The sequence below is a fragment of the Aliiglaciecola lipolytica E3 genome (assembly GCF_000314975.1).
Classification (GTDB): domain Bacteria; phylum Pseudomonadota; class Gammaproteobacteria; order Enterobacterales; family Alteromonadaceae; genus Aliiglaciecola; species Aliiglaciecola lipolytica.
The window spans coordinates 1-25216 of record NZ_BAEN01000010.1; the positions used below are offsets into that span (position 1 = coordinate 1).

The 25216-nt window shown below is 42.5% G+C and carries 18 protein-coding genes; 5 read left to right on the forward strand and 13 right to left on the reverse strand.

The window, feature by feature from the left end; translation table 11 throughout:
* Positions 1-185: 185 nt before the first annotated feature.
* From GLIP_RS01200 to GLIP_RS01230, 7 genes are all read right to left on the reverse strand, one after another.
* Positions 186-1292: a nucleotidyltransferase family protein gene (locus tag GLIP_RS01200; protein WP_008842715.1), complete on the reverse strand. Its 1107-nt coding sequence runs from the start codon at positions 1290-1292 to the stop codon at positions 186-188.
* Positions 1285-2679, reverse strand: coding sequence for an O-antigen ligase family protein (locus GLIP_RS01205; RefSeq protein ID WP_008842716.1), 1395 nt, complete (start codon positions 2677-2679; stop codon positions 1285-1287). Before GLIP_RS01205 ends, GLIP_RS01200 begins: the two co-directional genes overlap by 8 nt.
* Positions 2679-3422: a hypothetical protein gene (locus tag GLIP_RS01210; protein WP_008842717.1), complete on the reverse strand. Its 744-nt coding sequence runs from the start codon at positions 3420-3422 to the stop codon at positions 2679-2681. Before GLIP_RS01210 ends, GLIP_RS01205 begins: the two co-directional genes overlap by 1 nt.
* Entirely contained in the window at positions 3422-4189 is a 768-nt protein-coding gene (locus GLIP_RS01215) for a tyrosine-protein phosphatase (protein ID WP_008842718.1), read from the reverse strand. The genes GLIP_RS01210 and GLIP_RS01215 overlap by 1 nt, the downstream gene beginning before the upstream one ends.
* A 17-nt stretch (positions 4190-4206) precedes the next feature.
* Entirely contained in the window at positions 4207-6456 is a 2250-nt protein-coding gene (locus GLIP_RS01220; RefSeq protein ID WP_008842719.1) for a GumC family protein, read from the reverse strand.
* A 76-nt stretch (positions 6457-6532) separates the two neighbouring features.
* Positions 6533-7081, reverse strand: coding sequence for a polysaccharide biosynthesis/export family protein (locus GLIP_RS01225; RefSeq protein ID WP_008842720.1), 549 nt, complete (start codon positions 7079-7081; stop codon positions 6533-6535).
* A 43-nt stretch (positions 7082-7124) separates the two neighbouring features.
* Entirely contained in the window at positions 7125-8312 is a 1188-nt protein-coding gene (locus tag GLIP_RS01230) for an outer membrane beta-barrel protein (protein WP_008842721.1), read from the reverse strand.
* Positions 8313-8632: 320 nt separating this feature from the next.
* Between GLIP_RS01230 and GLIP_RS01235 the strand changes: the two genes are divergently transcribed.
* The 5 genes from GLIP_RS01235 to GLIP_RS01260 all read left to right on the forward strand — a co-directional run bounded on the left by GLIP_RS01235 (position 8633) and on the right by GLIP_RS01260 (position 16334).
* Positions 8633-9001, forward strand: a complete 369-nt coding sequence (locus GLIP_RS01235; protein ID WP_008842723.1) for a hypothetical protein — start codon at positions 8633-8635, stop codon at positions 8999-9001.
* 396 nt (positions 9002-9397) lie between these two features.
* A complete protein-coding gene (locus GLIP_RS01245) occupies positions 9398-10750 on the forward strand; it encodes a TolC family protein (RefSeq protein WP_008842725.1) in 1353 nt (450 codons plus the stop codon).
* The gene (locus GLIP_RS01250; RefSeq protein ID WP_008842726.1) at positions 10747-12345 is read left to right on the forward strand and encodes an efflux RND transporter periplasmic adaptor subunit; all 1599 of its coding nucleotides are present in this window, start codon (positions 10747-10749) and stop codon (positions 12343-12345) included. The genes GLIP_RS01245 and GLIP_RS01250 overlap by 4 nt, the downstream gene beginning before the upstream one ends.
* Positions 12338-15484: an efflux RND transporter permease subunit gene (locus tag GLIP_RS01255; RefSeq protein ID WP_040521598.1), complete on the forward strand. Its 3147-nt coding sequence runs from the start codon at positions 12338-12340 to the stop codon at positions 15482-15484. The genes GLIP_RS01250 and GLIP_RS01255 overlap by 8 nt, the downstream gene beginning before the upstream one ends.
* Positions 15485-15602: 118 nt before the next feature.
* A complete protein-coding gene (locus tag GLIP_RS01260; protein WP_008842728.1) occupies positions 15603-16334 on the forward strand; it encodes a glutaredoxin family protein in 732 nt (243 codons plus the stop codon).
* A 459-nt stretch (positions 16335-16793) separates the two neighbouring features.
* Here the strand turns inward: GLIP_RS01260 and GLIP_RS01270 are convergent, their stop codons facing one another.
* The 6 genes from GLIP_RS01270 to GLIP_RS01295 all read right to left on the reverse strand — a co-directional run bounded on the left by GLIP_RS01270 (position 16794) and on the right by GLIP_RS01295 (position 24960).
* Complete coding sequence (locus GLIP_RS01270) at positions 16794-17360, reverse strand: PEP-CTERM sorting domain-containing protein (RefSeq protein ID WP_008842729.1); 567 nt, start codon at positions 17358-17360, stop codon at positions 16794-16796.
* A gap of 63 nt (positions 17361-17423) precedes the next feature.
* Positions 17424-18878, reverse strand: a complete 1455-nt coding sequence (locus GLIP_RS01275; protein ID WP_008842730.1) for an alkaline phosphatase PhoX — start codon at positions 18876-18878, stop codon at positions 17424-17426.
* Positions 18879-19038: 160 nt separating this feature from the next.
* Positions 19039-19845 carry a twin-arginine translocase subunit TatC gene (tatC, locus tag GLIP_RS01280; RefSeq protein ID WP_008842731.1) on the reverse strand — a complete coding sequence of 269 codons (807 nt, stop codon included), beginning with the start codon at positions 19843-19845 and terminating at the stop codon, positions 19039-19041.
* Positions 19842-20255, reverse strand: coding sequence for a Sec-independent protein translocase family protein (locus GLIP_RS01285; protein WP_008842732.1), 414 nt, complete (start codon positions 20253-20255; stop codon positions 19842-19844). The genes tatC and GLIP_RS01285 overlap by 4 nt, the downstream gene beginning before the upstream one ends.
* A gap of 20 nt (positions 20256-20275) precedes the next feature.
* Complete coding sequence (gene tatA, locus GLIP_RS01290) at positions 20276-20473, reverse strand: twin-arginine translocase TatA/TatE family subunit (protein ID WP_008842733.1); 198 nt, start codon at positions 20471-20473, stop codon at positions 20276-20278.
* Positions 20474-20955: 482 nt separating this feature from the next.
* Positions 20956-24960, reverse strand: coding sequence for a hypothetical protein (locus GLIP_RS01295; RefSeq protein ID WP_008842734.1), 4005 nt, complete (start codon positions 24958-24960; stop codon positions 20956-20958).
* Positions 24961-25216: the final 256 nt, after the last annotated feature.

Here is a 25216-nt window from a genome sequence, read left to right on the forward strand (position 1 = left end):
GCATGGAATTTATTCCATGGGTTGTAGCACGGGATTCATCCCGTGGCGTGTTGGGTGTTTTGATATCCTCGCGGGGCTGAAGCCCCACCTACATGTAGCATGGAATTTATTCCATGGGTTGTAGCACGGGATTTATCCCGTGGCGTGTAGGGCGTTTTGATATCTTCGCGGGGCTGAAGCCCCACCTACAGGTGCTTAATTATGCCGCCGAAGATGCGGCGGAAATAGAAAATAGGTAAAAGGTATTTTGGCTGTTTTCCATACTTTCGATAAATTTCTGCCGCTGGTGGAAAGGCCATCTCTTTAATAAAAAACCATTTTTCCGATACACTTCGACGTTGACGTAATGAGCGAAAGAACTGTGAAGATCGACTATCGATTTGGACTAAATAATCCAACTTCGGATTAACCCTTTTATCATGTAACCCATTAATAAACGCCTGCAAACACTCGTCTTCGAAGTAACTGTACGCCAAACTAAGCGCAAATTTCGCCAGTTTACTTAGCCCTTTGATGTCAACACTATCTATAAACTGCTGCTGTTCTGCGTTACTCATTTTTTGGCAAAGTAAATACAGGTCGTATAACCAAATCAATTTTACCGTATCACCTACATTACGATGATGCAGTAAATGTACAATTGCATGTATCAAAGCATGTGGTTTACTCACTAACGGAATATTTACCAACGTGGCATTGTCGGCTGCCTCTGCTAATTCATCAAAGGTAAGTATGTCTTCAACGCCCAATTCATTGCTTAAATGAAGATGAATATCAAAATCAACATGTAGGCCCGGGCTTAACGTTTTGCGCATTGAAAACTGATTAATGATTTCAGTGGGTGTCCAACCTCTAGGATTACGGTATTCAAGTGACTCAAAAACGTTATTTATGGTGTTGTAATCGCCTGGTGCGATAATAATATCCACATCAGACTTTGTACGGTATAAATGGCTGGGATATACGCTTTGGCCTAATGCAAATCCCTTAAGTACGACATACTTAATATTTGCATTGGATAGCGCGTGTAACGCTTGCATATAATGCTTATCAAGCAATTGGTTCCGCAGATCCTGATGAGTTTGAAACGAACTTAAAGCATTAGCTAATTGAACAAAATTCGGGTTACTTTTAATCGCGTTGAAAAGTAAAGCTGCGACTCCATGCTCTACAGCTATTTTAGCTATCTCAGCGGTATCTATCGAGGTAACGTCTGCTTCCAGCGTTTTCTCCAGAATGAGCTGGCTAATTAACTTTAATGCAGACTCTTCTTGGAAATTTATTTTATGCATAACTGCTAGTTGTTTTATTGCGTGGCTCAACCAGTTTTAGGCCAATGGCAAGGAACGTAAAAAATAATGCAGAAAGATAAAACGTCGCAACGTTATAATCGAAACCAGAATGCACAAGCAACATCAGAATTGCAGCCTGACACCCCATCAGTAATCCCGGTTGATTACGCGACTTTCCTGTAAAAATGATTTTTAACAGTAGCAGTATTGCGATGCTAAACAGAAATGTGCCTACTATGCCATGGGTAGCCAAGGTTTCTAGGTAGTCACTGTGAGCGCGTTTAGACATTTCATTGTTGCCTAGGGAAGCGGGCTTGTAGTTATGTTGAATCAGTGGATAAGTTCCGGGGCCAGAGCCAAAAATGGGGAAGTCCTGAATCACTTTAAGCGCGACTGAATGTAGTTTAGAGCGCGCGTTGTCTTGAATGCCATATTTTTCAAAACGCTCAAAAGACGCCGAATTTAAAAAAATAAACATCAATACTGCAAACGTGCCCCCAACACCTACCAATAGGCTTCTCTTTTTTAGGCGTTTCGACTGAAAAAATACGTATCGTAAGACAACCACAGATAACACCGCCAGAAAAATCAAATTGCCTCCTCTGGAGTCGGTTTTGGTCAGCACAAAAAATAATAAAAGTGCAATACTGCAATAAAGCATTATGCGACTAGTAAAAACGTAAATGAGGAGTGAAAAAGTACGTCGGTTTTTTAAGTCGTCTTTGTGTTTTTTAACGTAATCGAAAGCTAATCCGAGTATTAACGGGATTAACATCGCAAGGTAAATCGCAAATTGGTTTTTATAGCTGAAAGTGCCTCTTACACCCACTTTCCAATCTTGTCCCCACGGTAGTATTGCTTTAGATAACTCAAAATCACCATCAGTATAATGATTGAGAAGTGAGTAAATTGCAGATGTAACGCCCACAAATACTAAACAATAAACTAACCATTTTAACTTTATAGGGTTGTGCAGCATTCGGTAAGTGAAAATAAATAATAATATCAACGTGGCTAATTCAAAATATTCAATAGCAGACGTTAACGAAGAGACACTGATATAGCCGAATTGATTGCTACTCGTATATCGATAAAACTCGGCACTTTTTGGGCTAATGGTATCTAGTAGATCTAGTGGAATTGGGACAAGATAAACACTTAAATAGATTACCCAAATGAATAGCAACCAAAGTGATAAACGTATTTTGTCAAAATCTTGAAAAAAAGAGGGTTTAGCCAAAACCAACGTTAATAGCCCCAGCAGGATAAATAATGACATTAACGCCACTTCCCATGCGAGTTCTGCACCATGTAACCAAGGCGCAAACAAGTGGACTGCAAGCAAGCAGAAAAACGCAGAGCCCGTAAGCAGGTTGCTAACCTTCATTATCTTTTACTCAACTCTTTAGCTAGGCGCTCGTGATACTTTGAGCTAGCTAAAAGTTCTGAAAACGTTGATGCATTATTAAACTTTCGCATTGCGCGAATTGCCACATATGCGGTGTGTAATTCGTTTAAAGAAGAGTTAAGCATTACCCGCGCTAATTCTTGGTTCTTCGCGTTTAATAAACTCCAATGCTCAATCAACAAGGGAAGTAATCGAACTTGATTTTTGCGTTCAAATGGCCCCGTTTCTAAAGCGCGAGTGAGAGCATTTTGGTCGTTCCAATTATAATCAGGATTGCTCAATTGGGTTTGTGCTAACAGAGTCCAACCTAAATAGTGCGATGGTGCTAATTCAGTAAGTTGTAAACTAAATTGGTGCGCCTGTTTATAATGATTCTGAGATTGTTCAAGCGTCGTATTTATTAAAAATAAGCGGCTTTTCAGCTCATTTATTTTAATCGGATCGTTGATGGTAAACGCACCTACAGCTGATTTCTCTGCTAGTTCTATTCGTGTGAGAATTTGTTTTGTGTCTTCTAAACTCGCTTGTTGTTTATCTTTTTCCCATTGGCTAATGGTATTTTCAGGTCTAACGAGTAACAGCGAAGCAACAAAAAACTTAAAGGCAATAAAAAAAAAGGCCAAAAGTAAGATAGCAACTACGAATCTGGAGGCTGAGTTGGTGCTAAGCGCTTTAGATTTTAATGATTTAGAACGCCTCGCATTCGCGCTTTCTGCAGCCATCAATAAATGACATCTACTTTTGATGTTGAATGGAACGGATCACGCGTCTCTCTGCTTTCGAATAACGAAGCAGGATTTCCCGATATCAATGTGTGTATGCGATCTTGCGGAATTATTCCATTTAACGCGCTGATACTAGGTTTTAAATCCGGAGCTCGTCCTTTTAAATTATGGCAATCAGAGGCGATTGCAAAAACATGATTGTGTTCGATTAATTCAATCGCGTTTTGCTTTACATCATCGCCGAATTTACCGATTAAACTGCTAGCAGTAACCTGTAAAGGACACCCCATGTCTGTAAATACTTTAAGTTTGTGAGGGTAATTTAAAAATGTTTTGTTACGCTCTGGGTGCACTATGATGGGAATAATGTCTTTTTGAAGTAACCAGCGCACAAGATTATCGCTGCCATGAGGTACGTCGATACGCGGAAATTCTAGCAAGAATGTCTTTTTACCTTGATAGGTTCCCAACCAGGGTACATTATCCTGCTGTACTAACTGCATAAGCTCGGTGCCTATGCGAATCTCTGCGCCTAGCCTAAGCGTAATATCAATATTAGCGACCGCAACCTGTTGTTTGAATTGAGCGAATCTTACTGCTAAATCTGTTTTGCTGTTTTCATAGCGACCATAATGAATGTGTGGCGTGAGAACCTGCGTTGTCACACCCTGATCCACTGCCATCTTCAACATATCAAGGGCTTCTGTAAGAGTTTTGGCCCCATCATCAACACCCGGTAATATGTGACTATGTATATCAATCATGGTCGTCTGCTATATCATTAAGCGGCAGATGCTTTATCGTTTTCAGGCTCAATTACTGTACCGTAATATTCTCCAGAATAATAATGATCACCGTAGTAACTCATTTTTTGTGGCTCAGCAACAGTTAGCACCGCACCAATTACATTCGCATTGAGTTTTTGTAATCGTTTTACCGCTTCTTTTGAAACTTTAATTTTAGTTTCTTCAGCTCTCACCGCGACTATGACTCCGTCTACTTTAGTACCAACAATGCACGCATCACTTACCGGCAATGTTGGTGGACCATCAAGAATTATATGGTCAAAGTGGGCTTTAAGCGACTGCAACGCCTTGGCAAATTTATCTGAAGACAATAGCTCAATAGGGTTATGCGGTACGGTTCCACAGGGCATCACATTGAACTGTTTATTATCACTAGGGTTAACAATACAGTCGCCAAAATTCACAGTTCCCGCGAGTAAGTCAGTTAATCCATGACGTGTCTTAATTTGTAAATTTCGAGAAATGCTTGGCTTACGTAAATCCACTTCTAACAACAAGGTTTTGCCGATTTGACTATACGCAGCCGCCAAATTCATCGCTAAAGTCGATTTACCCTCAGAGCCGGTCGCCGACGTCACCAAAATAGTTTTGGGTGGATTATCGATATTCGAAAACTGCAATCCGGTTCGAATACTATTTATACTCTCAGCAAATACCGAACGGGTATCCTGCGAATATTCCATTTCTGGGATTGTGTGGGTGTCTTTTTTCTTCAGCGCCATAGTAATGCCCAGCGCAGGGATGTTTAAGTTTTCTTCTAACGCATCAGGTGTTCGATAGGTGTTATGTAAGGCTTCTTTCAAAAAGGCAAGGACAACACCAAAAAATACGCCCATAAACACCGACAAGGCGATAATTAGTTTTACATTGGGTTTTATTGGACCAGCGGGGACAGTAGCCGTATCAATCACTTGCACATTTGAAGCTGTGAAATCACCGCGAATGTTAGTTTCCATCAATCGGTTAATGAAAGACTCATAAATTCGGCGGTTGTTTTCAACTTCGCGCTCAAGTGCAGTTAGGGTAAAGTTAGAACCCTGCAGCGATTGAATCGCGTCTTTTTCGTTGGCCAAAAGGCGTTCAATGTTAGCCACTTGTTGTGTGGCCAGGCGATAATCACTTTCTATGCGCTCAACAATTTTGGCTATTTCCCGTGATAAGCTATCGCGAACACTCTTAAGTTCAGTGCGGGCAGCTACCATTTTCGGGTGCTTTTCTTTATAGCGCTCAAATAACTCGTCGACTTTACTGAGTAATCTGGCTTCCTCTTTAACTAAACCACTGGCTGTAGAGTTTTGTAAAACTGGTCCTAATGAATAAAACGCCTTTGAATTTGGCTGCAAACTATTCACTTGGCTATACAATTCTTCGGCTGTGCTTAATTCAGTTTGCGCGCTGATTAATTGGTTGTTTAATGACTGCAAACGAGAATTTGAATCGCGTTCTTGTAATGAAGTATCCACAATACCTTGTTGCAACCTGAAATCACGTAGCTTCTGTTCTGAAGCGGTTAATTGTGCTTTAAGCTCGGCAGATTGCTCGGAAAGCCAGGTTTCTGTGTTTTTCACATCTCCTAACCGTGATTCTAGGCCAAATTGAATATAGGCTTCACCAACTGCATTAATAATGTCTGTAGCTAGTTGCGGATCTGGAGATTGATAACTGATATTAATTATCTGACTTTGTTTCCCGCCACTTACCTTTAAACCGCCTTGGATACCAGCCGCTAACATTATTTTGATGTCATTATCAGAGCGCGCTTTAACTGGGCCGGCAGGTTCACTTTTACCAAATAAAGCAGCGATTTCCTGCTTGATTTCGCTGAATGTGGCTGACAGTCCGCTATCTTTTTGCGCTTTATTTTTTGCTTGATCTTGTTTGTATTTTTCAACTAAACCAAGTTTATCCACCACAGTTTCAGCTATCGCGCGAGATTGCAAAATTTCATATTGAGTTTCATAAAATAAAAACACTAATGCCGAAGCTATGTATTGTTCTTCACGAGCAGCATTTGGTTGTTGGGGATCAGCAAGTATTTTGGAGCTTGCTTGATATATAGGCGTAGAAGTTACCGCAATGTAGCCACCTATTAATACGCAAACCAGAGTCACTACTGCAATTAACCATTTAGCACGTTTAATGGTGCGCCAATACTGACCTAAATCCAGCGTTTCTTGCTGGTTGTCTTCAGTTAACGTCGAGTTTAAGCCTTGATTAGATGTCATTTTTCACTGTTCCGTTTTCGTTGCGCTTTTTAAACCGCTTTACCCTTTATCTTTTACTAAGTGTTTTTTCACACACTTAGAAGAAGCTTTCTTCCACTGTAATTACATCGCCTGGTTTTACCATGGCATTTAAATCGACTTTTTTACGTTCACTATGTTGTGCTTCGTTTAGCAAATAGATTGCGCTTTTGGATGCTCGTTCAGTAAAGCCTCCAGCAATGGTCACTGCAATTTGCACTGTCATTTTGGTTCTAAATGGGTAACTACCCGGTTTTTTAACTTCGCCATTAATGTAGAAAGGGCGATATTCAGCAATACTCACAGATACACTTGGTTTTTTAAGATAATCATCGCCAAACAGCTTGGTTAACAATGCCTCCACCTCTGGTACGGTTTTGCCTTGCACATTCACTTGGCCTAATAGCGGTACTGAAATTGTCCCTTCGTCTGTGATCATTGCTTCTTTTAATCCCAGCTCCGGCTCATCAAACACGGTGACCGATAAGGTATCGCCGGTAGACAAGCGATATGTGTCACTGCCTTCTGCACTTTGAGCATGCAGTTTAGAACTCATCGTAAAAAAAGCTAAAAATAAGCCAATCAATAAAATCGTACGTTTATTCACAACCATGTTCCTCAATAAAATCCATGTGAAATATGTAACCTAACTAATCAATTAACCAGTTAATGCCCAATGTATAAATATTCGAATCGTAATCAAAAAGCGCTAAATTAGAATGACGCTTTTTGTGTTTGTAATCTAAATACACTAGCCAACTGCGTTTTAATGCATAAGTATATCTAGCTTCTATTGCACTTAAATTATCACTACGGTCTTGTGAGCTACTTAAATCATCTTTTCGGTAGTTGTAATCAAGGCTGATTTTACTTTTCACCGAAAATTCGTGTTCTACACCGACTGAGTAAGTCTCACTAATAAAGCTTGGCAATCCTGGTATTGCACTTTCTCTTGTAGAACGGTCTGCGCCTAATTTAACTGTTGAGTAAGTATTGGGTTTCCAGATCATATCCAAATAAAACGCTAAACCTGAGATATCGTTAAGCAACTCGTTGTTGTAGTCGATGTCTTGATAACCTATTTTAAAAATCCCGGTACTTTTTGCTGTCGCGTTCCATTCTGCACCAAGCAAATAACGCATTTGTTTTGCTGACGCATCAAAAAATTCAGTGTTTTGATAGTCTATATCATCAACGCTTGATTCCAATACCAATCGAGTTTTTGGGGCCACGCGATAAAAAAACGTGCCTGTCAATTTATTCGAATCACTGTCTCTAAATGCTTGTTCGTTGTTGTCAAACCGCCGTTTGGTAACATCAAAGGCTAGTCTAATTTGGCCTTTACTGGCATTGGTGCCATAGGTTCCGGCGGCTTTTAATGACGATGTTTTTATTTGGTTAAATTCGTCTAATACAAAGCCAACTGCATTAGTTATGCCAGGCTCTTCAATTTTTTTTGCATACCCGAAGGCGAGTTCTGAAGTGAACTTAGATGTATGTTTATATTGACCTTTAATAGAGGCTTCATGGTCGGCGTAATTTAAATGGCTGTTATCAGCGTACTGTCGGTAGTTGCCCTTATATTGTGCATCAACTTGCACAGCTTCATAAAGCTCGGTCAATTTTAGTGCAGGAGACAGTTGAAAGAATTGGTCGGATAGCTCTTCTGAACTACGAAAAATATTATCATCTTGGCCAATATTAGCGCCAATTATGGCAGAAAAGCCCTCGCGTTCTTGAGCTTGAGATACGTTTATATTTACCCATGCCAAAAGCACTATTAATAGCTTAAAACTTTTTTTCAATCTAATAGAGGTCATTATTTCTAAGTTAATCATACAGCTCTTTCCATAAACTTCGGCTCTCCCCGCAGGGTGCATCTAGATAGCTACCAAAGTACTTTCCTACAAAACAAAAACCAAGCAAATCGATTAACTCACAATCGGCAGGGAAAATAGCAAACCTAATCGCAAAAATATAGATGAATTATTGATTAAATTTTTATGACTAATTCCAAGTTGTTTTTAGGTTATCGTTTATTTTGTTTTCGCATGTGGTTAATGAATATGCACATTCCACACCAATATATTGATCCTGCTTGTGGCATTAATGTCAGAGTAGGTTTATTATAAGGGTATTGTTCAGTTCAGGATTATTGATGTTTAGACAGTTCACAGCAGCTCTAATGATACTTACCTTGCTATTTAGCCAAGGGGTTTCTGCGTTGGTGGTGCAGTGTGAAATGGAAAATATGACTGAAATGAATCATGGTGCAGCTGATATGCAGCACGACATGCACATGGACGTTAGCGAACATTCTGCAAGTATCCAAAAGCATTCTATGCAATCTAATCAAGATTGCTGTGATAATAGTTGCGAATGTGAGCATGGCACTGCGTTTTCTATGGCGCTGTTTGTTGCCAACCCATTCCCAGATTCGTTAATAACCCATAGCAATGTTATTACCGAACAATTCAGGGCCCTCGACGCCCATTCCACAGATTTAATCAAACCCCCTATTTTTTAATTTCCCCAATATAGATCCGTTCGTTTTTTGATATCCACCGTTGTAGGGCGGGATTAAGCGATTTGTAGCATGGGATTTATCCCATGGAGAGTTTAAATTTTTTCGCGGGGCTAAAGCCCCACCCACATGTAGCATGGGATTTATCCCATGGAGAGTTTAAATTTTTTCGCGGGGCTAAAGCCCCACCTACATGTAGCATGGGATTTATCCCGTTGGATGTTGTGTTTAAGCGATTTGTAGCATGGGATTTATCCCATGGAATGTTTAAATTTTTTCGCGGGGCTAAAGCCCCACCCACATGTAGCATGGGATTTATCCCATGGAGAGTTTAAATTTTTTCGCGGGGCTAAAGCCCCACCTACAGGTTTGATTGGTGAGAGTGATAGGTGTGTTTACATGTTTAGGTTCAGTTTTTTAATCTTTTTTATGTGCGCGAGTGTATTCGCGCAGGCATCGAGTGTTCGTCAATTAACGCTCCATGAAACGATTCAACTCGCTATAGATAACGACCCGTGGCAAGCCGGCAATCAGCTTGAGAAGCAGGCATTGGAGTCGCAAAGTATGGCGGCTGACACGCTGCCCGATCCGGTTTTATCTATGGGGCTTCTCAATTTACCCACTAATGGCTTTGCGTTTGATCAAGAAGCCATGACGCAAATGAAAGTGGGCATAGCGCAACAGTTTCCTCGTGGCGATAGTCGAGGTATTCGAAAACGCCAATTGCAACAGCTTGCTGCTAAGTATCCGTACCTAGCAAAAGACCGCGAAGCTCAGGTTGCCGTAACTGTGTCGCAATTGTGGCTTGACGGCTTCGCAGCGCAACTAAGCATGCAATTATTGCAGCAAGAACGCGGATTATTTGAGCAGTTAGAGAAAACGGTTGAGTCTCAGTATTCGTCTGCGCAAAAACGCACCAGCCAAGGCGATGTCATCCGCGCCAACTTAGAAATTTCAAGACTTCAAGACCGTTTAACGCAACTGCAAAGTGATAAAGAGACAGCCATCGCTGCCTTACAGCAATGGATTAGCGACGACACTAACGAAAGCGAAAATCTGTCAACTGTCGAATTTGTTAATCGCTCGGCAACGGTTGATTATTTGTCGGAATTAGCGGTATTCGAAAATGCCGTATTTGACCGTCAACGTTTCGCACAAATGTTATCAACTCACCCTGCGGTTTTGGCGTTGGAACAAACTATTTTAGCTGGGCAGGTTGGGGTGACACTCGAGCAGCAAAAGTATCAACCCCAGTGGGGAGTGAATGCCAGCTATGCTTTTCGTGCCGATGATCAGGCTGGACAAAGTCGAGCGGATTTCTTTTCAATTGGTGTATCTGTAGATTTACCTTTATTTACCCATCAACGACAAGATAAATCAGTGCAGGCCGCGAAATATCGGGCTGAAGCACTAAAGACTGAAAAACGTTTGTTGCTACGCAATATGCTGGCACAGCTTGACGCTTTGTTGACTCAACGGCAAAGGCTTACGGATAGGTTAGCTAACTATGACCAAACTATTTTGCCGCAAATGCATGAGCAAGCTGAAGCTACCTTAACTGCCTACACCAATGACAGCGGCGACTTTGCTGAAGTGATGCGGGCTAGAATTGCTGAACTCAATGCGCGGTTAGAGCGAGTCGTTATAGAAACGAAAAAGCTAAAAGTAAACGCTCACTTAGCTTATTTCCTAGAAAATTCGTCATCCCCGGCAACAGAATCACAAAGCCATAATTTTGGAGAACAGCCATGAATCAAACACCGAATGAAATAACGGCTAGTTCAAAGCCGAAACTAAAATATGCGTTATTGATCATCCTTAGCGTATTGTGCGGCTCAGCACTTACCCTTTTAGTTCTCAAATTTGCCGGTGATAGTCATCAAACTTCGATGTCTGAAAAAACAAATGAAGCCGAGCCATTATATTGGGTTGCGCCAATGGACCCGAATTTTAGACGCGACCAGCCTGGTAAATCGCCAATGGGCATGGATTTAGTTCCAGTATTTGCCGAGGATGCAGGAAGTAGCAATACCAATGGACCCGGCACTGTCAGCATTGCACCAAATATCGTCAATAATTTAGGTGTGCGTACCGCAGAAGCAAGCTACAGCAATTTGCATGTACCAATTCACACTGTGGGATATGTGGGATATAACGAGGATAATTTAGTGCATATCCACGCTCGCGCACAGGGCTGGATTGATAAGCTATACGTGAAATCATCAGGAGAGCAAGTAGCAAATGACCAACCTTTGTATGCCCTTTATTCTCCTGAGTTGGTGAATGCCCAAGAAGAGTATTTACTGGCAGTAAATCGCGGTAACAAGGGGTTAACCAATGCGGCATTGGCTCGTTTGGTCGCATTGCAAATGCCTAAACAAGCGATTGATAAGCTCAAGGAGACAAAAACAGTACAGCAAACGGTTGAGTTTCGTTCTCCTCAGGCCGGTGTTGTAGATAACTTGAGTATTCGCGAAGGTTTTTTTGTGAATCCTGAACGCACTTTAATGTCGGTTGCATCACTGGACGATATTTGGGTTGAAACTGAGGTGTTTGAGCGACACGCGGCGCAAGTTAAAGTGGGCCTGCCGGTATCAATGACATTAGATTATTTACCTGGTGAAGAGTGGCATGGCGAGGTGGATTATATTTATCCTACTTTAAATGCTCAAACTCGCACCTTGCGGGCGCGTTTACGGTTTCCCAATAGTAATCAAACGTTAAAACCCAACATGTTCGCGCAAGTTACCATACATACCAATTTAGCTGAAAATAGCTTATTAGTTCCCAGTGAAGCGGTGATCCGGACCCGTGAACAAGACCGCGTTGTGTTGGCTTTGGGTGACGGTAAATTTAAATCGGTGGCAGTAAAACTTGGTGCTGTCGTAAGTGGACAGGCACAAATATTATCTGGGCTGGAAGCGGGCGATAAGATCGTCATATCTGCGCAGTTTCTATTGGATTCAGAAAGCAGCATTGATTCAGATTTCATGAGAATGGATAACGTGGACAGTCACTCAATGCAGGCTATGCCTGAACCAGAGGTACAGTCAGCAACGGTGATGGGAAAGGTTAATGAGGTGAAGCATGATAGTCGCCAGTTGAATATTAGCCGAGGTCCCATAGAAAAGTGGGGTAGAGGACCTGCTACCTTAGATTTTGATGTGTTAGACACCATTGATTTGAGTACTTTAAGTGCGGGTTCTCAGGTGCATTTTACGTTTGAAATTCGTGCAGGTGAGTTTGTGATCGTTGAACTGATGCAACATGGTCAATCGCAGATGAATGACAGCGCTCAGGATGAAAGTAGCAATACAGACAGCCATCAGGGGATGCAGCATGATTGAGAGGCTCATCCATTGGTCGATTGATAATCGCTTTTTAGTTCTATTGTGCACTGCAGTTATGATTGGCGTGGGTGTGTATAGTGTGAAAAATACCCCTGTTGATGCGATCCCTGATTTGTCTGATGTGCAGGTAATAATTAAAACCTCTTATCCTGGACAGTCTCCGCAAGTTGTCGAAGATCAGGTTACTTATCCAATTACTACCGCCATGTTATCTGTACCGGGTGCACAAACGGTGCGAGGCTTTTCGTTTTTTGGTGATTCTTATGTCTATATTATTTTTGATGACAATACCGATCTTTACTGGGCTCGCAGTCGGGTATTGGAGTATCTTTCACAAGTTGCACCACGGTTGCCTGAATCAGCCAAACCTCAGTTAGGACCCGACGCTACCGGTGTGGGTTGGGTGTTCATGTATGCGTTGGTGGATAAAACCGGCCAGCACGATATCAGTCAACTACGCTCGTTGCAGGATTGGTTTTTGAAATTTGAACTGCAATCTGTCCCAGGTATTGCTGAAATAGCCACAATTGGCGGTATGGTGAAGCAATATCAGGTATATATTGACCCAGACAAGTTACGTGCTTACAACATTCCTTTAAGTCATATACAAACTGCAATACGTCAAGGGAATCAAGAGGTTGGGGCGTCAGTCATTGAAATGGCTGAAGCTGAATATATGGTGACAGCCACCGGTTATTTGTCCAGCATTGAAGATTTGCAATCCATTCCCCTTGGATTGAACGCCAACGGTACTGCTTTGCTACTGAGTGATGTAGCGGATATTCGCTTAGGGCCACAAATGCGTCGTGGTATTGCAGAATTAAATGGGCAAGGCGAAGTGGTAGGCGGCGTAGCCGTTATGCGCTTTGGTGAAAATGCACAAAAGACAATTGATGCGCTTAAAACCAGAATAGACAGCTTACAAGCCAGCCTGCCTGATGGCGTCGAAGTGATCACCGTGTACGATCGTTCTGCGTTGATATCTCGGGCTGTCGATAATCTTTGGAGCAAGCTGGCCCAAGAGCTAATTATCGTGGCCTTGGTGTGTGCTATTTTTCTGTTTCATATTCGTTCGGCGATAGTCGCTGTGGTGAGCCTACCTTTGGGAATATTAATCTCTTTTGCGATCATGTATTGGCAAGGCATAAATGCCAATATCATGTCGCTTGGCGGTATTGCCATTGCCATTGGCGCGATGACAGATGGGGCTATTGTGATGCTTGAAAATCTCCACAAGCACATGGAAAAAACGCCATTAACCAAAGAAAATCGATGGACTATCGTTGCAAAAGCAGCTTCCGAGGTTGGTCCGCCATTGTTTTTTAGTCTGCTGATTATAACCGTGAGCTTTTTACCCGTGTTTATCTTGGAAGCTCAAGAAGGTCGCATGTTTGCTCCGTTAGCATTTACTAAAACCTATGCGATGGCAGCATCAGCAGGGTTAGCCGTGACCCTGATACCTGTGTTAATGGGCTATTTGGTTCGTGGTAAAGTGCAAAGTGAAGCGAAAAACCCACTAAATCGTTTATTAATTGCGGCTTATACACCAATTCTTAGAGGGGTTTTAGCGTTTCCGAAAACCACATTGCTAGCCACGTTTTTACTCGCCTTAATTGGTTTTTATCCGTTGTCGAAAATTGGTACTGAATTTATTCCACCTTTTGATGAAGGGGATTTGATGTATATGCCAACGACTTATGCGGGTTTATCCATTGGCAAGGCGCGTGAAGTGCTACAGCAAACAGATAAGTTAATCGCCACCATTCCGGAAGTGAAAACGGTATTTGGTAAAATTGGTCGAGCTGAGACAGCCACCGATCCCGCGCCGCTCACTATGATCGAAACCGTAATCCAATTAAAACCCAAGTCACAGTGGCGTGAAGGTGTAACCATTGACCAAATTCGCGAGGAGTTGGATCAGGTTGTTCGCTTACCGGGATTAACTAATGCGTGGGTGATGCCAATTCAAACTCGCATCGATATGTTGGCAACGGGGATTAAAACTCCTGTAGGTATTAAAGTCGCAGGCGCAGATATTAAAGTGATTCAACGTATCGGTCAGGATATTGAAAACTTGTTGGGCGAAATGGATGGTACGTCTTCTGTATATTCTGAACGGGTGGCTGGTGGCCGTTATATTAAGGTGGATATCAACCGCGAAAAGTCTGCTCGTTATGGTTTGAATATTAATGGCGTTCAACAAGTAGTGGCTACGGCTATCGGCGGAATGAATATAACCGAGACTGTGGAAGGCTTGGAGCGTTATCCGGTTAATGTGCGATATCCTCAATCTTATCGTGATTCGCCTGAAGCGTTGCAGTTGCTTCCTATTGTTACACCTAATGGACAGCGAATCGCCTTGGCTGATGTGGCAAAAGTGTACATCGAAGAGGGGCCGCCCGGGATAAAAAGTGAGAATGCTCGCATCAACGGCTGGACCTACATTGATATTGAGAATATCGATGTGGGCACGTACGTTAAAAACGCTCAAGTTGTGTTAGAGCTACACTTGGATTTACCAACCGGTTACAGTTTGCAGTGGGCTGGGCAATATGAATACATGCAAAGGGCAACACAAAAACTCAGTTATGTTGTACCTCTGACACTGGCCATAATTGTGCTCTTGCTTTACATGAATTTTCGTAACTTTGTTGAAGTGCTGATTATTATGGGCACGTTACCTTTGGCACTCATTGGCGGAATCTGGCTGTTATATCTTGAAGGGTTTAATTTGTCAGTCGCTGTGGGAGTGGGGTTTATTGCGCTTGCTGGGGTCGCCGTTGAAATCGGGGTGATAATGCTGGTGTATTTAAATCAGGCATTTCAAACAATGTTGGACAGGCATAAGACAATTCATCAAGACAGCCACAACTCTTCACCGGCACAGCCAAACACAGACGACTTAATTGAAGCTGTGATGGAAGGTGCAGGAAAGCGCGTACGGCCGGTAATTATGACGGTAGCCACTGTGATGATTGGTTTGCTGCCGGTTATGTATGGCACAGGTACAGGCTCGGAAGTTATGAGTCGTATTGCCGCTCCCATGGTGGGTGGCATGGCTAGTGCATTGATATTGTCACTATTGGTCGTGCCCGTAGTGTTTTTAATGTGGCGAAAACGGCAATTAAAACTGTAGCACGGGATTTATTCCGTGGAGTGTGAATTCATGGCTAGGGGCTAAAGCCCCAGCTACACGCTGTAGGACGGGATTTATCCCGTTGTAGACTCAAGCAAAATGATTCATTGGAGGAGAAATGAAAAAGCACGCAACGCTATACAGAATGGAGACTTCAGAACATATCTGTCCATTTGGATTGAAATCAAAAGACTTGTTAACTCGAAAAGGGTTCGAGGTTGAAGATCACACGTTAACTTCGCGGCAAAAGACAGATGAATTTAAACAAAAACATAACGTGAAAACGACGCCGCAAACCTTTATCGAGGGGGATAGAATTGGCGGCTATGACGATTTGCGCGAATATTTTGGAATGTCTAAACCTGGTCAACAAGGTAAAACTTACACACCTGTGATTGCAATTTTTGCAGTTGCCTTGTTGCTAGCGGTAGCAATGGCATACCCTTCTTTTTCTGCAATTTTCTCGGTTAATACAGTAATGATGTTTGTTGCACTTTCTATGGCAATTCTTGCGGTGCAAAAGCTGCGTGACCTGTATAGCTTTTCAAATTCGTTTATTACCTACGATTTGCTAGCCATGCGAGTTGTACCATATGCTTATGTGTATCCATTTTTAGAGGCGTATGTGGGGGTAGGGATGGTTGCTAATTTACCTGCATTGGTTGTTGCGCCAATTTCGTTGTTTATCGGTACGGTTGGGGCCGTATCAGTATACAAAGCCGTTTATATCGATAAACGTGACCTAAAATGTGCCTGTGTTGGCGGTGGCAGCGATGTGCCATTGGGTTTCGTATCGTTAACCGAAAACCTATTTATGATTGCCGCAGGTTTATGGATGTTATTCGCGTAGCACGGGATTTATCCCGTGGAAGGTATCGCGGGACACAGGGGCTAAAGCCCCTGCTACAGGTGTTGTCATATGGGGTTTTGTAGCACGGGATTTATCCCGTGGAAGATATCGCGGGACACAGGGGCTAAAGCCCTTGCTACAGGTGTTGTGATATGGGGTTTTGTAGCACGGGATTTATCCCGTGGAAGGTATCGCGGGACACAGGGGCTAAAGCCCCTGCTACAGGTGTTGTCATATGGGGTTTTGTAGCGCGGGATTTATCCCGTGGAAGGTATCGCGGGACACAGGGGCTAAAGCCCCTGCTACAGCTGTTGTCTTATAGGATTTTGTAGCACGGGATTTATTCCGTGAAAGGTATTGCGACACACAGGGGCTAAGCCCCTGCTACAGATGTTGTCATATGGGGTTTTGTAGCACGGGATTCATCCCGGGAGATGTGTCTCGTACAGGATTTATAAATTAACCTTGCTGTTTGCGGGCTGCTAATAAGCCAGCTAATCCAAAGAACAACAAAAAGAAAGCAGATGGTTCAGGCACTTCTTGAATTTCTTCAATCATCACGTCTAGATTGTAGGCGTATTCAGTGAAAATATCGAAAAAGCCTTCGTTACCACCAATCGCTAGGGTATAAGAGCCAGCTTCCAACATAACATTTGAAATGCTACCACCAAATCCTGGTAAGAACGGGTTGTCACCAGCTACATATAGCAAGTTTGTAAATAAGTCAGTGAAATCGCCGCTATTAGAAAACGGAATTGCGAAATCATTAGTTAACATACCTTGATACAAGCTGATGCCCATGCTGATCAACGCATCAGTGTTAGCAGAAAACATTGATTTTTCAGCAATTTCAAACGTGATGAAATCGATAGCATCACCAAACGTATCTTCGTTCAACCAACCACTGTCACCAACCACTGAATCGGCAACTACGCCATCTGCCGGTAAAGCAATAATAGATGCCGACGCTGATGCACTGCAAACGATCGCAACTACAGCAAAAATTGAGGTAAATATAGCTTTCATTATCATTCCTTAGTTAAAAAGGCACCTTTGATAAACATAAAGGTGCCAATTGAGTTTGTTAGATTAAAGTGCGCCGTTTTCCCACGGACCCGTGATTGCTAGCGTTACGCCTGGAGATTGAATGTTTACAAATAACCAGCGACCATAAAAACAGGCTCCAGCCATTTCTGAACCAGTAAAGCTGCGTCGATTGCTACCGTCTGTTGAGTCTCCAACTGAGTCCCAGAAGTTAGCTTCCGTACCTGGGAAAATGGAATCAATAAGTGCCAAATCACCTTGGTCTAAGGCAAGGTTGTTTTCTGCGAAAGGGAAAGTTTCACCAGAAAGGGTTAAACCAATAAGACGTTTAGGATTTGAACTACCATCTTCACACATCAATAAGTTTCCGCGAGGGCTAACAGCGATGTTATCTGGCGCATTAACTTGGTTAACAGCATCAGATGATTCGAAGATAATGGTGACTGTTTCTTTACGAGGATCGTAGCAGAATACTTGACCAAGATTGGCTGCACCGCCAGAAGTTGATACAAAGTAAATCTTACCATCGTCATACCAGCAACCTTCGCCACGTTCGATAATGGCTGCGTCTGAAGCTTGACTAAAGCAGCTTTGAGACATAGCGTCTGGATCCATAATTTCTTGCCAAGTTACATCCCAAACAGTGCCGACGACTAAGCCACCACGTAGGTCTAAACGTGACTGTCCATTAAGTACCATAGCGAATAATTTACCACCGGATTTCAGGTCTCCCCATTCGCCAGCAGGTTCAAATTTGTAAAATCCAGATTGGCCAGTATCTTCTGTTTCATAAACAAAGCCCGTTGCTGGATCAACCGCAGCGGCTTCGTGCGAGAAGCGGCCCATTTCGCGGATCGGTTGACCATCAGAAATGCCGAATCCAGGTACTTCAAACACGTAACCGTGATTTTCACCTTGTGGACCCTGATTCCAAGTATGGAAAGTTTCTTCACAAGACAGCCATGTTCCCCAAGGTGTTGAACCGCCAGCACAATTTCTAATAGTGCCGCCTAAGCTATTGTAAGAAGATAAAAATTTACCTTGAACCACATCAAACATAAGCGTTGTGGTACCGCCGTTTTGAGCAGGGTTATAAACACCTCTGCCGCCACGAGGAGATGAAGGGAAACCTTCGCCTTGAGAACACTCATGATTACGCACCAACGCGATAACATTACCCTTTACAGCAGCTATTCCCATTCCGTCGTGGTCAGTAGGCGTAGGCAATTGGTCAGTTTGCACTTGTCCAGTCCAACCATAAGAGGTGTATTCGAAGCCATCAGGTAATGAAAGTAGATTTAAGCCAGTCGCTTTATCCGCTTTAGGTGATATTGGACCGTAAGAGCTTGTAAACGGTAAAGAAGCGGCTTGGGTCTTACTTGAAAGCGCTGCAAATGCAGTGCTTGCAGCGGCTACAGAACCACCTTTTAAAACTTGACGGCGGCTAAAAGCGGGTTCAATTTTAGCATCATTTTGAGGTATTAAATCTTGCTCTGACATGTTTTCTCCGGATTTATATTAGTGGTTTAACAAAGGTTCAATATTGATTGACAACAACCTGTTAAGTACTAATTTAAAGAGAAAAAATGACAGTTTAAGATCGATTTTTTTACGTTTATTAAAACATTTAGTGACACATTTGTGGCTGATTTATGACCGCTCAAGTGGATTGATCCAATTCCTTACGAAATACTCTTTCTTTGTCAGCTTGTGTCCAATTAATCAGAACTATTGATAATTCGTAGAGGGCGAGAATTGGCACGCCTAGCGCTATCTGTGATATTAGATCAGGCGGAGTTATCAACGCGGCTATAAAAAACACTGCCACAATTGCATGCTTGCGATAATCTTTTAAGGTTTGTGCATCAATCACGCCAGCCTTGGCCAGAACTAATAGTAAGACAGGCAACTCGAAACATAGCCCAAATGCCAGAATTAAGCGGATCACCAATGCCAAGTATTCGCTCATTTTTGCTTCTAGCTCAACATTGATAGTCGCTTCTTGTCCACTAGATTCAAAACTAATAAAGAACTCCCACGCCAATGGCATCACTACGTAAAAAGCCAGAGCAGCCCCCATAATAAAAAGAATGGGTGTGGCAATAAACAGCGGCGAAAGTGCCTTTTGTTCACGTTTATACATGCCTGGTGCAATAAACTTCCAAACTTGAATTAAGGCTATCGGCAAAGTACAAAATGTTGCACTGAAAAACGCGAGTTTAATGTAGGTAAAAAACGCTTCGTGCAAGCCTGTGTAGATCATTCTTCTGCCACTGTCAGGACCAAAAATCTGATACAAAGGCTGTTGTAAAAAGCTATAAATTTGCTCTGCAAAAAAGTACGAAACTGCAAACATCAAGGCAAAAAATGCGAAGCAATAAAGTAAGCGTCTACGCAATTCAATTAAATGCGTTAGCAGTGGTGCTTTATTAGAAATGTGGCTGTCTTTAAGTTCAGCAGCGCTCATGAAACCTGTTCCTGCTTTTCAATGTTTTTGGGGGAGTTTTTGTTTATTTCAGTGTCTTCTACACTGTTTGCTTGCATTTGTGCCATTTCATTTTGTTTATCGATAATTTGTTGCCTGCGTTTTTGGTGATATTCAGGAGGCAAGGAGCCGGGAATAAAATCTTCCGGTAGGTTGCGAATGTCTTCTGGTAAAAGCTGTTTCCAATCAGTAGATTTGGGAGAGGTTCCCTCTACAATGTGAATTTCATTTTCTAGTTGTTTGAAGCCGCCTTTGACATCATTAATGGTGCGTTTGGCTTTGGTTACCACTTGATTGATCATTTTGAACATTTTAGGTAAATCTTTGGGACCTATCACCAGCAGTGCCAAAGCGCCAACAAAACCCAGTTCTACCCAACTCAGATCAAACATAATGTGCTCCCGCAGACAAGTTATTGCTTTTCGATTTTTACTTCAGGCTTTGTCTCGGAGGCGGGCTTAACTGACTCATCGTCATTTTCACTTATGCCTTGTTTAAAGCTTTTAATGCCTTGAGCCAGGTCGCCCATTAGTGCAGGAATACGACCTCTGCCGAACAATAGAATGAACAACAACGCTACTAGTACAACTTGCCAAATGCTTAAACTCATTTTGTTTTCTCCGGTTATTTGAGGATAAGCATGCGTTTGAAATGTGACCAATCAATGAAAGTAATATGAACAAAATGTGTAGTCGAATATATGCCGCATAACGCGAGATTTTGTAGCACGGGATTTATCCCGTGGAGGTTATTGTGACATACAGGGGCTAAAGCCCCTGCTACAGGTGATGTTATTCGGGGTTTTGTAGCACGGGATTTATCCCGTGGAGGGGTTGGAGGTACACAGGGGCTAAAGCCCCTGCTACAGGTGTTGTCATTTTGGGATTTTGTAGCACGGGATTTATCCCATGAAGGATATCGTGACATTCAGGGGCTAAAGCCCTTGCTACAGGTGATGTTATTCGGGGTTTTGTAGCACGGGATTTATCCCGTGAAGGCTATCTTGACATATAGGGGCTAAAGCCCCTGCTACAGGTGTTGTCATTCGGGATTTCGTAGCGTGGGATTTATCCCGTGAAAATTAATTCAACATCATTTTTTGGGAATGGAGATTTTAGGTGTTTGTTTCCAATATCCTTGTTTCCCCAATTTGACCCACGCCCATTTTACCCACTTAATTAACGAGAAACTTAACCAGATCACCCACATCAACATAAACCCTTTGTAAACCCATATTGGCAGGCTAAATATACTAATTTCTGGTAAAACCCCGCTTGATAGATCTGCAAACCACACCAATTGGTAGTTTGATGAGTAATTACCTACTATTCCCATATCAGGCGAGCTCAGCAGACTTACCGGAACAATGGCGACAATCGACAGTAAAGTAATAACTGAAAATATATACAATAATATTTGGCTGGCGTTGTAATTGGATTCTCGCATATCACTGCGTCTATATTCGCTAGCTGTGATTGCGGCAAACCAAGTTGCCGTTAAAATAAGCACAGCCCAATTGTTTAAGCTAAGTCCCAATCCCAACAAAATCCAGCTTGCCAAGTTCAATGGAGAAAACTTCACACGCGTTAGCCCAATGGCTAATAATATGAATATAATTAACTCGCTCCAATATAAAACTGCCGGGCCTAAAGTAGGGCCGTTGGTCCATAAAATCCAACGTTGACTGGTCATCCTCACTTTTGTTTCGATATTACTGATAGGAGCATTGAGGTTGAATTCTGGCGCGTTAAACACAGACGTGGCCTCGTTATTTGAACGCAGGTTAATCTGGACTAAATGTTCACCGGGCAAGATTGGAAGCGCTATTGACTGGCCTTCAGGTTGAATATTGATAGTCTGAGCATCGATAGTTAGTTGTTTAAACTGATAGTCATCTGGCAGTGTAATTGGATGTTCGCCACCACGGGTACTGCGATAACGAAACTCAAGTGTGACTGTTGCTGTACGGCTACCTTGCTCAATTTGTTGAGTTACCGAGTCAATAGCAAGTACTTCGCCTTGCGCGGCATCAGGCCGGGTGATGTCTAAATCTAATGTTTCACCAGGTTGTGGATAGAAGTGATAGATAAAATAGTCAGCATTGTTTTGCTGTTCTAAAACCATGGGTAAGCCTTGCAACTCCATATGCCAAGATGGGCTAGCAACTAATGTCCAATGTTCTATTACTGAAGGGTTTTCACCCGCATTCAAACTAAAACGCTGCTGTTTTTGCAAGGTTGAGGTCCATTCGATAGATTTTCTACCCACCGGGATAGATACCTGCACCTGGCTATTGTTGACTTGAATATCTGAACTGGTAACAAACTCTCCGGGCAAAGTAGGGACGTCAATTGTGATTGAACCGTAGGCAGGCGCGATACGTTCTACTTTGGTTTGAATACGCCAGTTTTGGTCCATGGTGATGTTGCGGGTCACTCGCACTAGCGGCACACTCGCTAGACGAGATGTGTTTTTCTGAGCTTCATCTTGTACCGATTGCGTGGTAATAAATGCGAGTGTGTTTCCTCTAAGAGAATTATTCTGTTCGCCGATTATTTGCCAGTTTTGAGATGAAGTTACCGTTAAAAATTTGGGCTTTTCTTTAAACTCTAATTGTAACGCATCAACTGAGGCCATTGTGCCACTAATCTGAAATTGGCTTATGCCTTTATCAACAGGTAGGTATATCCAATTCGATTTTTTATACATGCCCAATACATCTGTATTAGCAGACTCAACTTTTTCAGGACGCCAAAACTCAGATCGTGGCAGTGCTACTAGAGTTTGGTGATTCGCATGAATTTTTAAATCCAAGACTAATTGATTGGCAATCACATACACTTTTAGGTCGTTTATCGAAGCACATTGAGGCGCACATTCGGGCGCAGCCAATAAGCGTTTTTGTAACTCTTTCAGAATAGCAGGATCTGCTTCGGTGTTAGCACTTACTTCCGGAATGTAACTCGGGAATAAAAGCACTAGTAGCAGCGCGGCAGTTGAACCACCTCTTGGCATTTTTGCCAATGCAAAGGTTAGGGTCTTGCGAGTCACAATAAACAACCAAGCTAGAATAAGCACGATGCCTATCACTTTAATGATACGGTTACTTGTTTTGCTCAATATCAATAATTCAAAATTTTGCCCCGCAGCAACCGGAGAATCCCAGCGAATCGAATATTCTTTCCATGTCCACTCAGGTATACCGGATCCTGCTTGCATTAGTGCATCAGCTTGATAGCGTTCAATATTGTCTTTATTCAGCATACGAGAACCCGTTACGGTGACTTTTTCTAACATATCTTCGGATTCGTAACTGCTACTCGAGCGTTTGCGTACTGAAGGTTCATTGGGAATAAAGTTACGAACCGTTTGATTAGTGTTTGTAGGCTCAAGTTGTGGATAAATTACCATGCGTAATTGCATTACTGCGAAAAAGACGATCGCCGCCGCTGCTATGGCGACACTTACGCCCCAATACAATTTCACCAATTTTTTCAAGGCTGGAAAGTTCAAATGTTTACGCACCCCAAGAGCAATGAGCAAATTAACAATGGCGATGATTGGAGCCCCATTTGTTTGATAAACAAATAGTAAGGTAATTGCGGTTATCACCCCAGCAGCGGTACCTATGATTCGGTAGGCTGCGATGGTAGCGAGTAGCACAATGAAACTCGACCAGATTGACCAGTTACTCCACCAACTTTTAGAAACGGAATCTGCCCCGAAAACCGCAAATAGCTCATTACCAGGAGGTAGATGTAAGGTGATAGAAGCTGATTCAAAATCGTGCTCCCAGCCCGTCACTGGCAAACTGCGCATCTCTTCAATTGTACCTCTAGCTTCAATATCTAATTGTGAATATCGCGTTTCGATACCCCGTTCATCTTCTGACAATTGGGTTATTAATACCGCACCATCATTGTCTTCAGCTGACTCAAGTTTAAAAGGCGGCTTCATACTTACACGCCAGTCTCTGATCATGCTGCCGCTAAGTTGGTCAACGAACGTATAATTTTGATTATCAAATGATAACCAGAGTTGTCGTTTCAAGCGTAGCTTGTTTTCCATATGCAAAGGCATACCACGGTGTTGTTCGGTAAAGGTAAGTTGGCTATCAGTGGTAACTAAATAACTAGGTAAGTTATACCAATTATCAGGCATTACGGCTTGATCACTATCAACCAGCGGTGCCCCTGATATTTTTCCCAAACGTAGGTTTTCTTGGCCGCTAAATACCCAAATTTCCTGCTCTGGCCAGATATGACTGACCTTTGGACGTTGCCACACGGTTTGTTTGGTATTGCCGTAAGCGATAACGTTTATATTCCACTCTCCTGGTTTTACTTTTGCGTGCAAAAATCCTTGGGCATCGATAAATGTGGAAATTTCTGAATTAATATCGACTAATTGAAAACCTTCGGGTAATACTTCACCGATAATTACTTCACGCATCCCGCCAGACGCTGTCAGAAAAAGATACGTTTCCAGTTTGATAAAATCACCATCGCTTATTTTGCGAGCGACACTGACATTCAATTCATCTTGTTGCTGCTGTTGAGGTTGCTCGTTCTGAAACCAAAGTTCATTATTTTCGACTTTGGGAAATGCCACTTTTTGCCCATTCACAGTCAAATTGACCAGGCCTGTTTGTGAAGGAATACGCAAGTTTTCTGGGATTTTTCGCCACACCAATTGCCCAGTAACCTGATAAGTCCCCGGCTTTAATTTTACTGCGGGGCTGCCTTCATGCTGAATAATAGGCTGAGTTTGCGTATTGACTCGGACTTCGCTGGGCCAAGTTTCAGTGCTTCCTGGCAGAGGGACATAGCTAGTTTCGAATACTTGCCATTGTTGAAAAAAAGTCGCTTTAGAAGCGGTTGCTTGAATGGTTAATCCATTAGCCCAAGCACACACATGGTTATCAGATTTTTCGAAGTCTGTATCGTTGATAAAGGGGCAAAATTGCTGTTTATGTTGATCTTGAACCCACGAAACCCAAGGTTTTAAAGCCTCGGGCACATATACATCATTAGCGTAAACATGAGGCGACATGATTAAAGCAATAAGTACAATGGAAAGTTGAAGTAGTTTTATCATCGAAAGCTTCCGTGTATCCGTATTAGGCAAAGTGTGCCTTATCTGTTTTCAAATGCAAACGTTTGAATAAGCGAAAAGGGTTATGCAATGAATAATTTATTTAGTTGTAGCACGGGATTTATCCCGTGGAGGAGATTGTGAATTTCAGGGGCTAAAGCCCCTGCTACAGATGTTGTCATTCGGGATTTTGTAGCACGGGATTTATCCCGTGAAGGGTATCGTGACATTCAGGGGCTAAAGCCCCTGCTACAGGTTT

Excerpts from the sequence above, each read along its gene's own strand:
- GLIP_RS01200 (WP_008842715.1), bottom strand. The coding sequence starts at position 1,292 with ATGCATAAAATAAATTTCCAAGAAGAGTCTGCATTAAAGTTAATTAGC.
- GLIP_RS01205 (WP_008842716.1), bottom strand. The coding sequence starts at position 2,679 with ATGAAGGTTAGCAACCTGCTTACGGGCTCTGCGTTTTTCTGCTTGCTT.
- GLIP_RS01210 (WP_008842717.1), bottom strand. The coding sequence starts at position 3,422 with ATGGCTGCAGAAAGCGCGAATGCGAGGCGTTCTAAATCATTAAAATCT.
- GLIP_RS01215 (WP_008842718.1), bottom strand. The coding sequence starts at position 4,189 with ATGATTGATATACATAGTCACATATTACCGGGTGTTGATGATGGGGCC.
- GLIP_RS01220 (WP_008842719.1), bottom strand. The coding sequence starts at position 6,456 with ATGACATCTAATCAAGGCTTAAACTCGACGTTAACTGAAGACAACCAG.
- GLIP_RS01230 (WP_008842721.1), bottom strand. The coding sequence starts at position 8,312 with ATGATTAACTTAGAAATAATGACCTCTATTAGATTGAAAAAAAGTTTT.
- GLIP_RS01235 (WP_008842723.1), top strand. The coding sequence starts at position 8,633 with ATGTTTAGACAGTTCACAGCAGCTCTAATGATACTTACCTTGCTATTT.
- GLIP_RS01245 (WP_008842725.1), top strand. The coding sequence starts at position 9,398 with ATGTTTAGGTTCAGTTTTTTAATCTTTTTTATGTGCGCGAGTGTATTC.
- GLIP_RS01250 (WP_008842726.1), top strand. The coding sequence starts at position 10,747 with ATGAATCAAACACCGAATGAAATAACGGCTAGTTCAAAGCCGAAACTA.
- GLIP_RS01255 (WP_040521598.1), top strand. The coding sequence starts at position 12,338 with ATGATTGAGAGGCTCATCCATTGGTCGATTGATAATCGCTTTTTAGTT.
- GLIP_RS01260 (WP_008842728.1), top strand. The coding sequence starts at position 15,603 with ATGAAAAAGCACGCAACGCTATACAGAATGGAGACTTCAGAACATATC.
- GLIP_RS01270 (WP_008842729.1), bottom strand. The coding sequence starts at position 17,360 with ATGAAAGCTATATTTACCTCAATTTTTGCTGTAGTTGCGATCGTTTGC.
- GLIP_RS01275 (WP_008842730.1), bottom strand. The coding sequence starts at position 18,878 with ATGTCAGAGCAAGATTTAATACCTCAAAATGATGCTAAAATTGAACCC.
- tatC (WP_008842731.1), bottom strand. The coding sequence starts at position 19,845 with ATGAGCGCTGCTGAACTTAAAGACAGCCACATTTCTAATAAAGCACCA.
- GLIP_RS01285 (WP_008842732.1), bottom strand. The coding sequence starts at position 20,255 with ATGTTTGATCTGAGTTGGGTAGAACTGGGTTTTGTTGGCGCTTTGGCA.
- tatA (WP_008842733.1), bottom strand. The coding sequence starts at position 20,473 with ATGAGTTTAAGCATTTGGCAAGTTGTACTAGTAGCGTTGTTGTTCATT.
- GLIP_RS01295 (WP_008842734.1), bottom strand. The coding sequence starts at position 24,960 with ATGATAAAACTACTTCAACTTTCCATTGTACTTATTGCTTTAATCATG.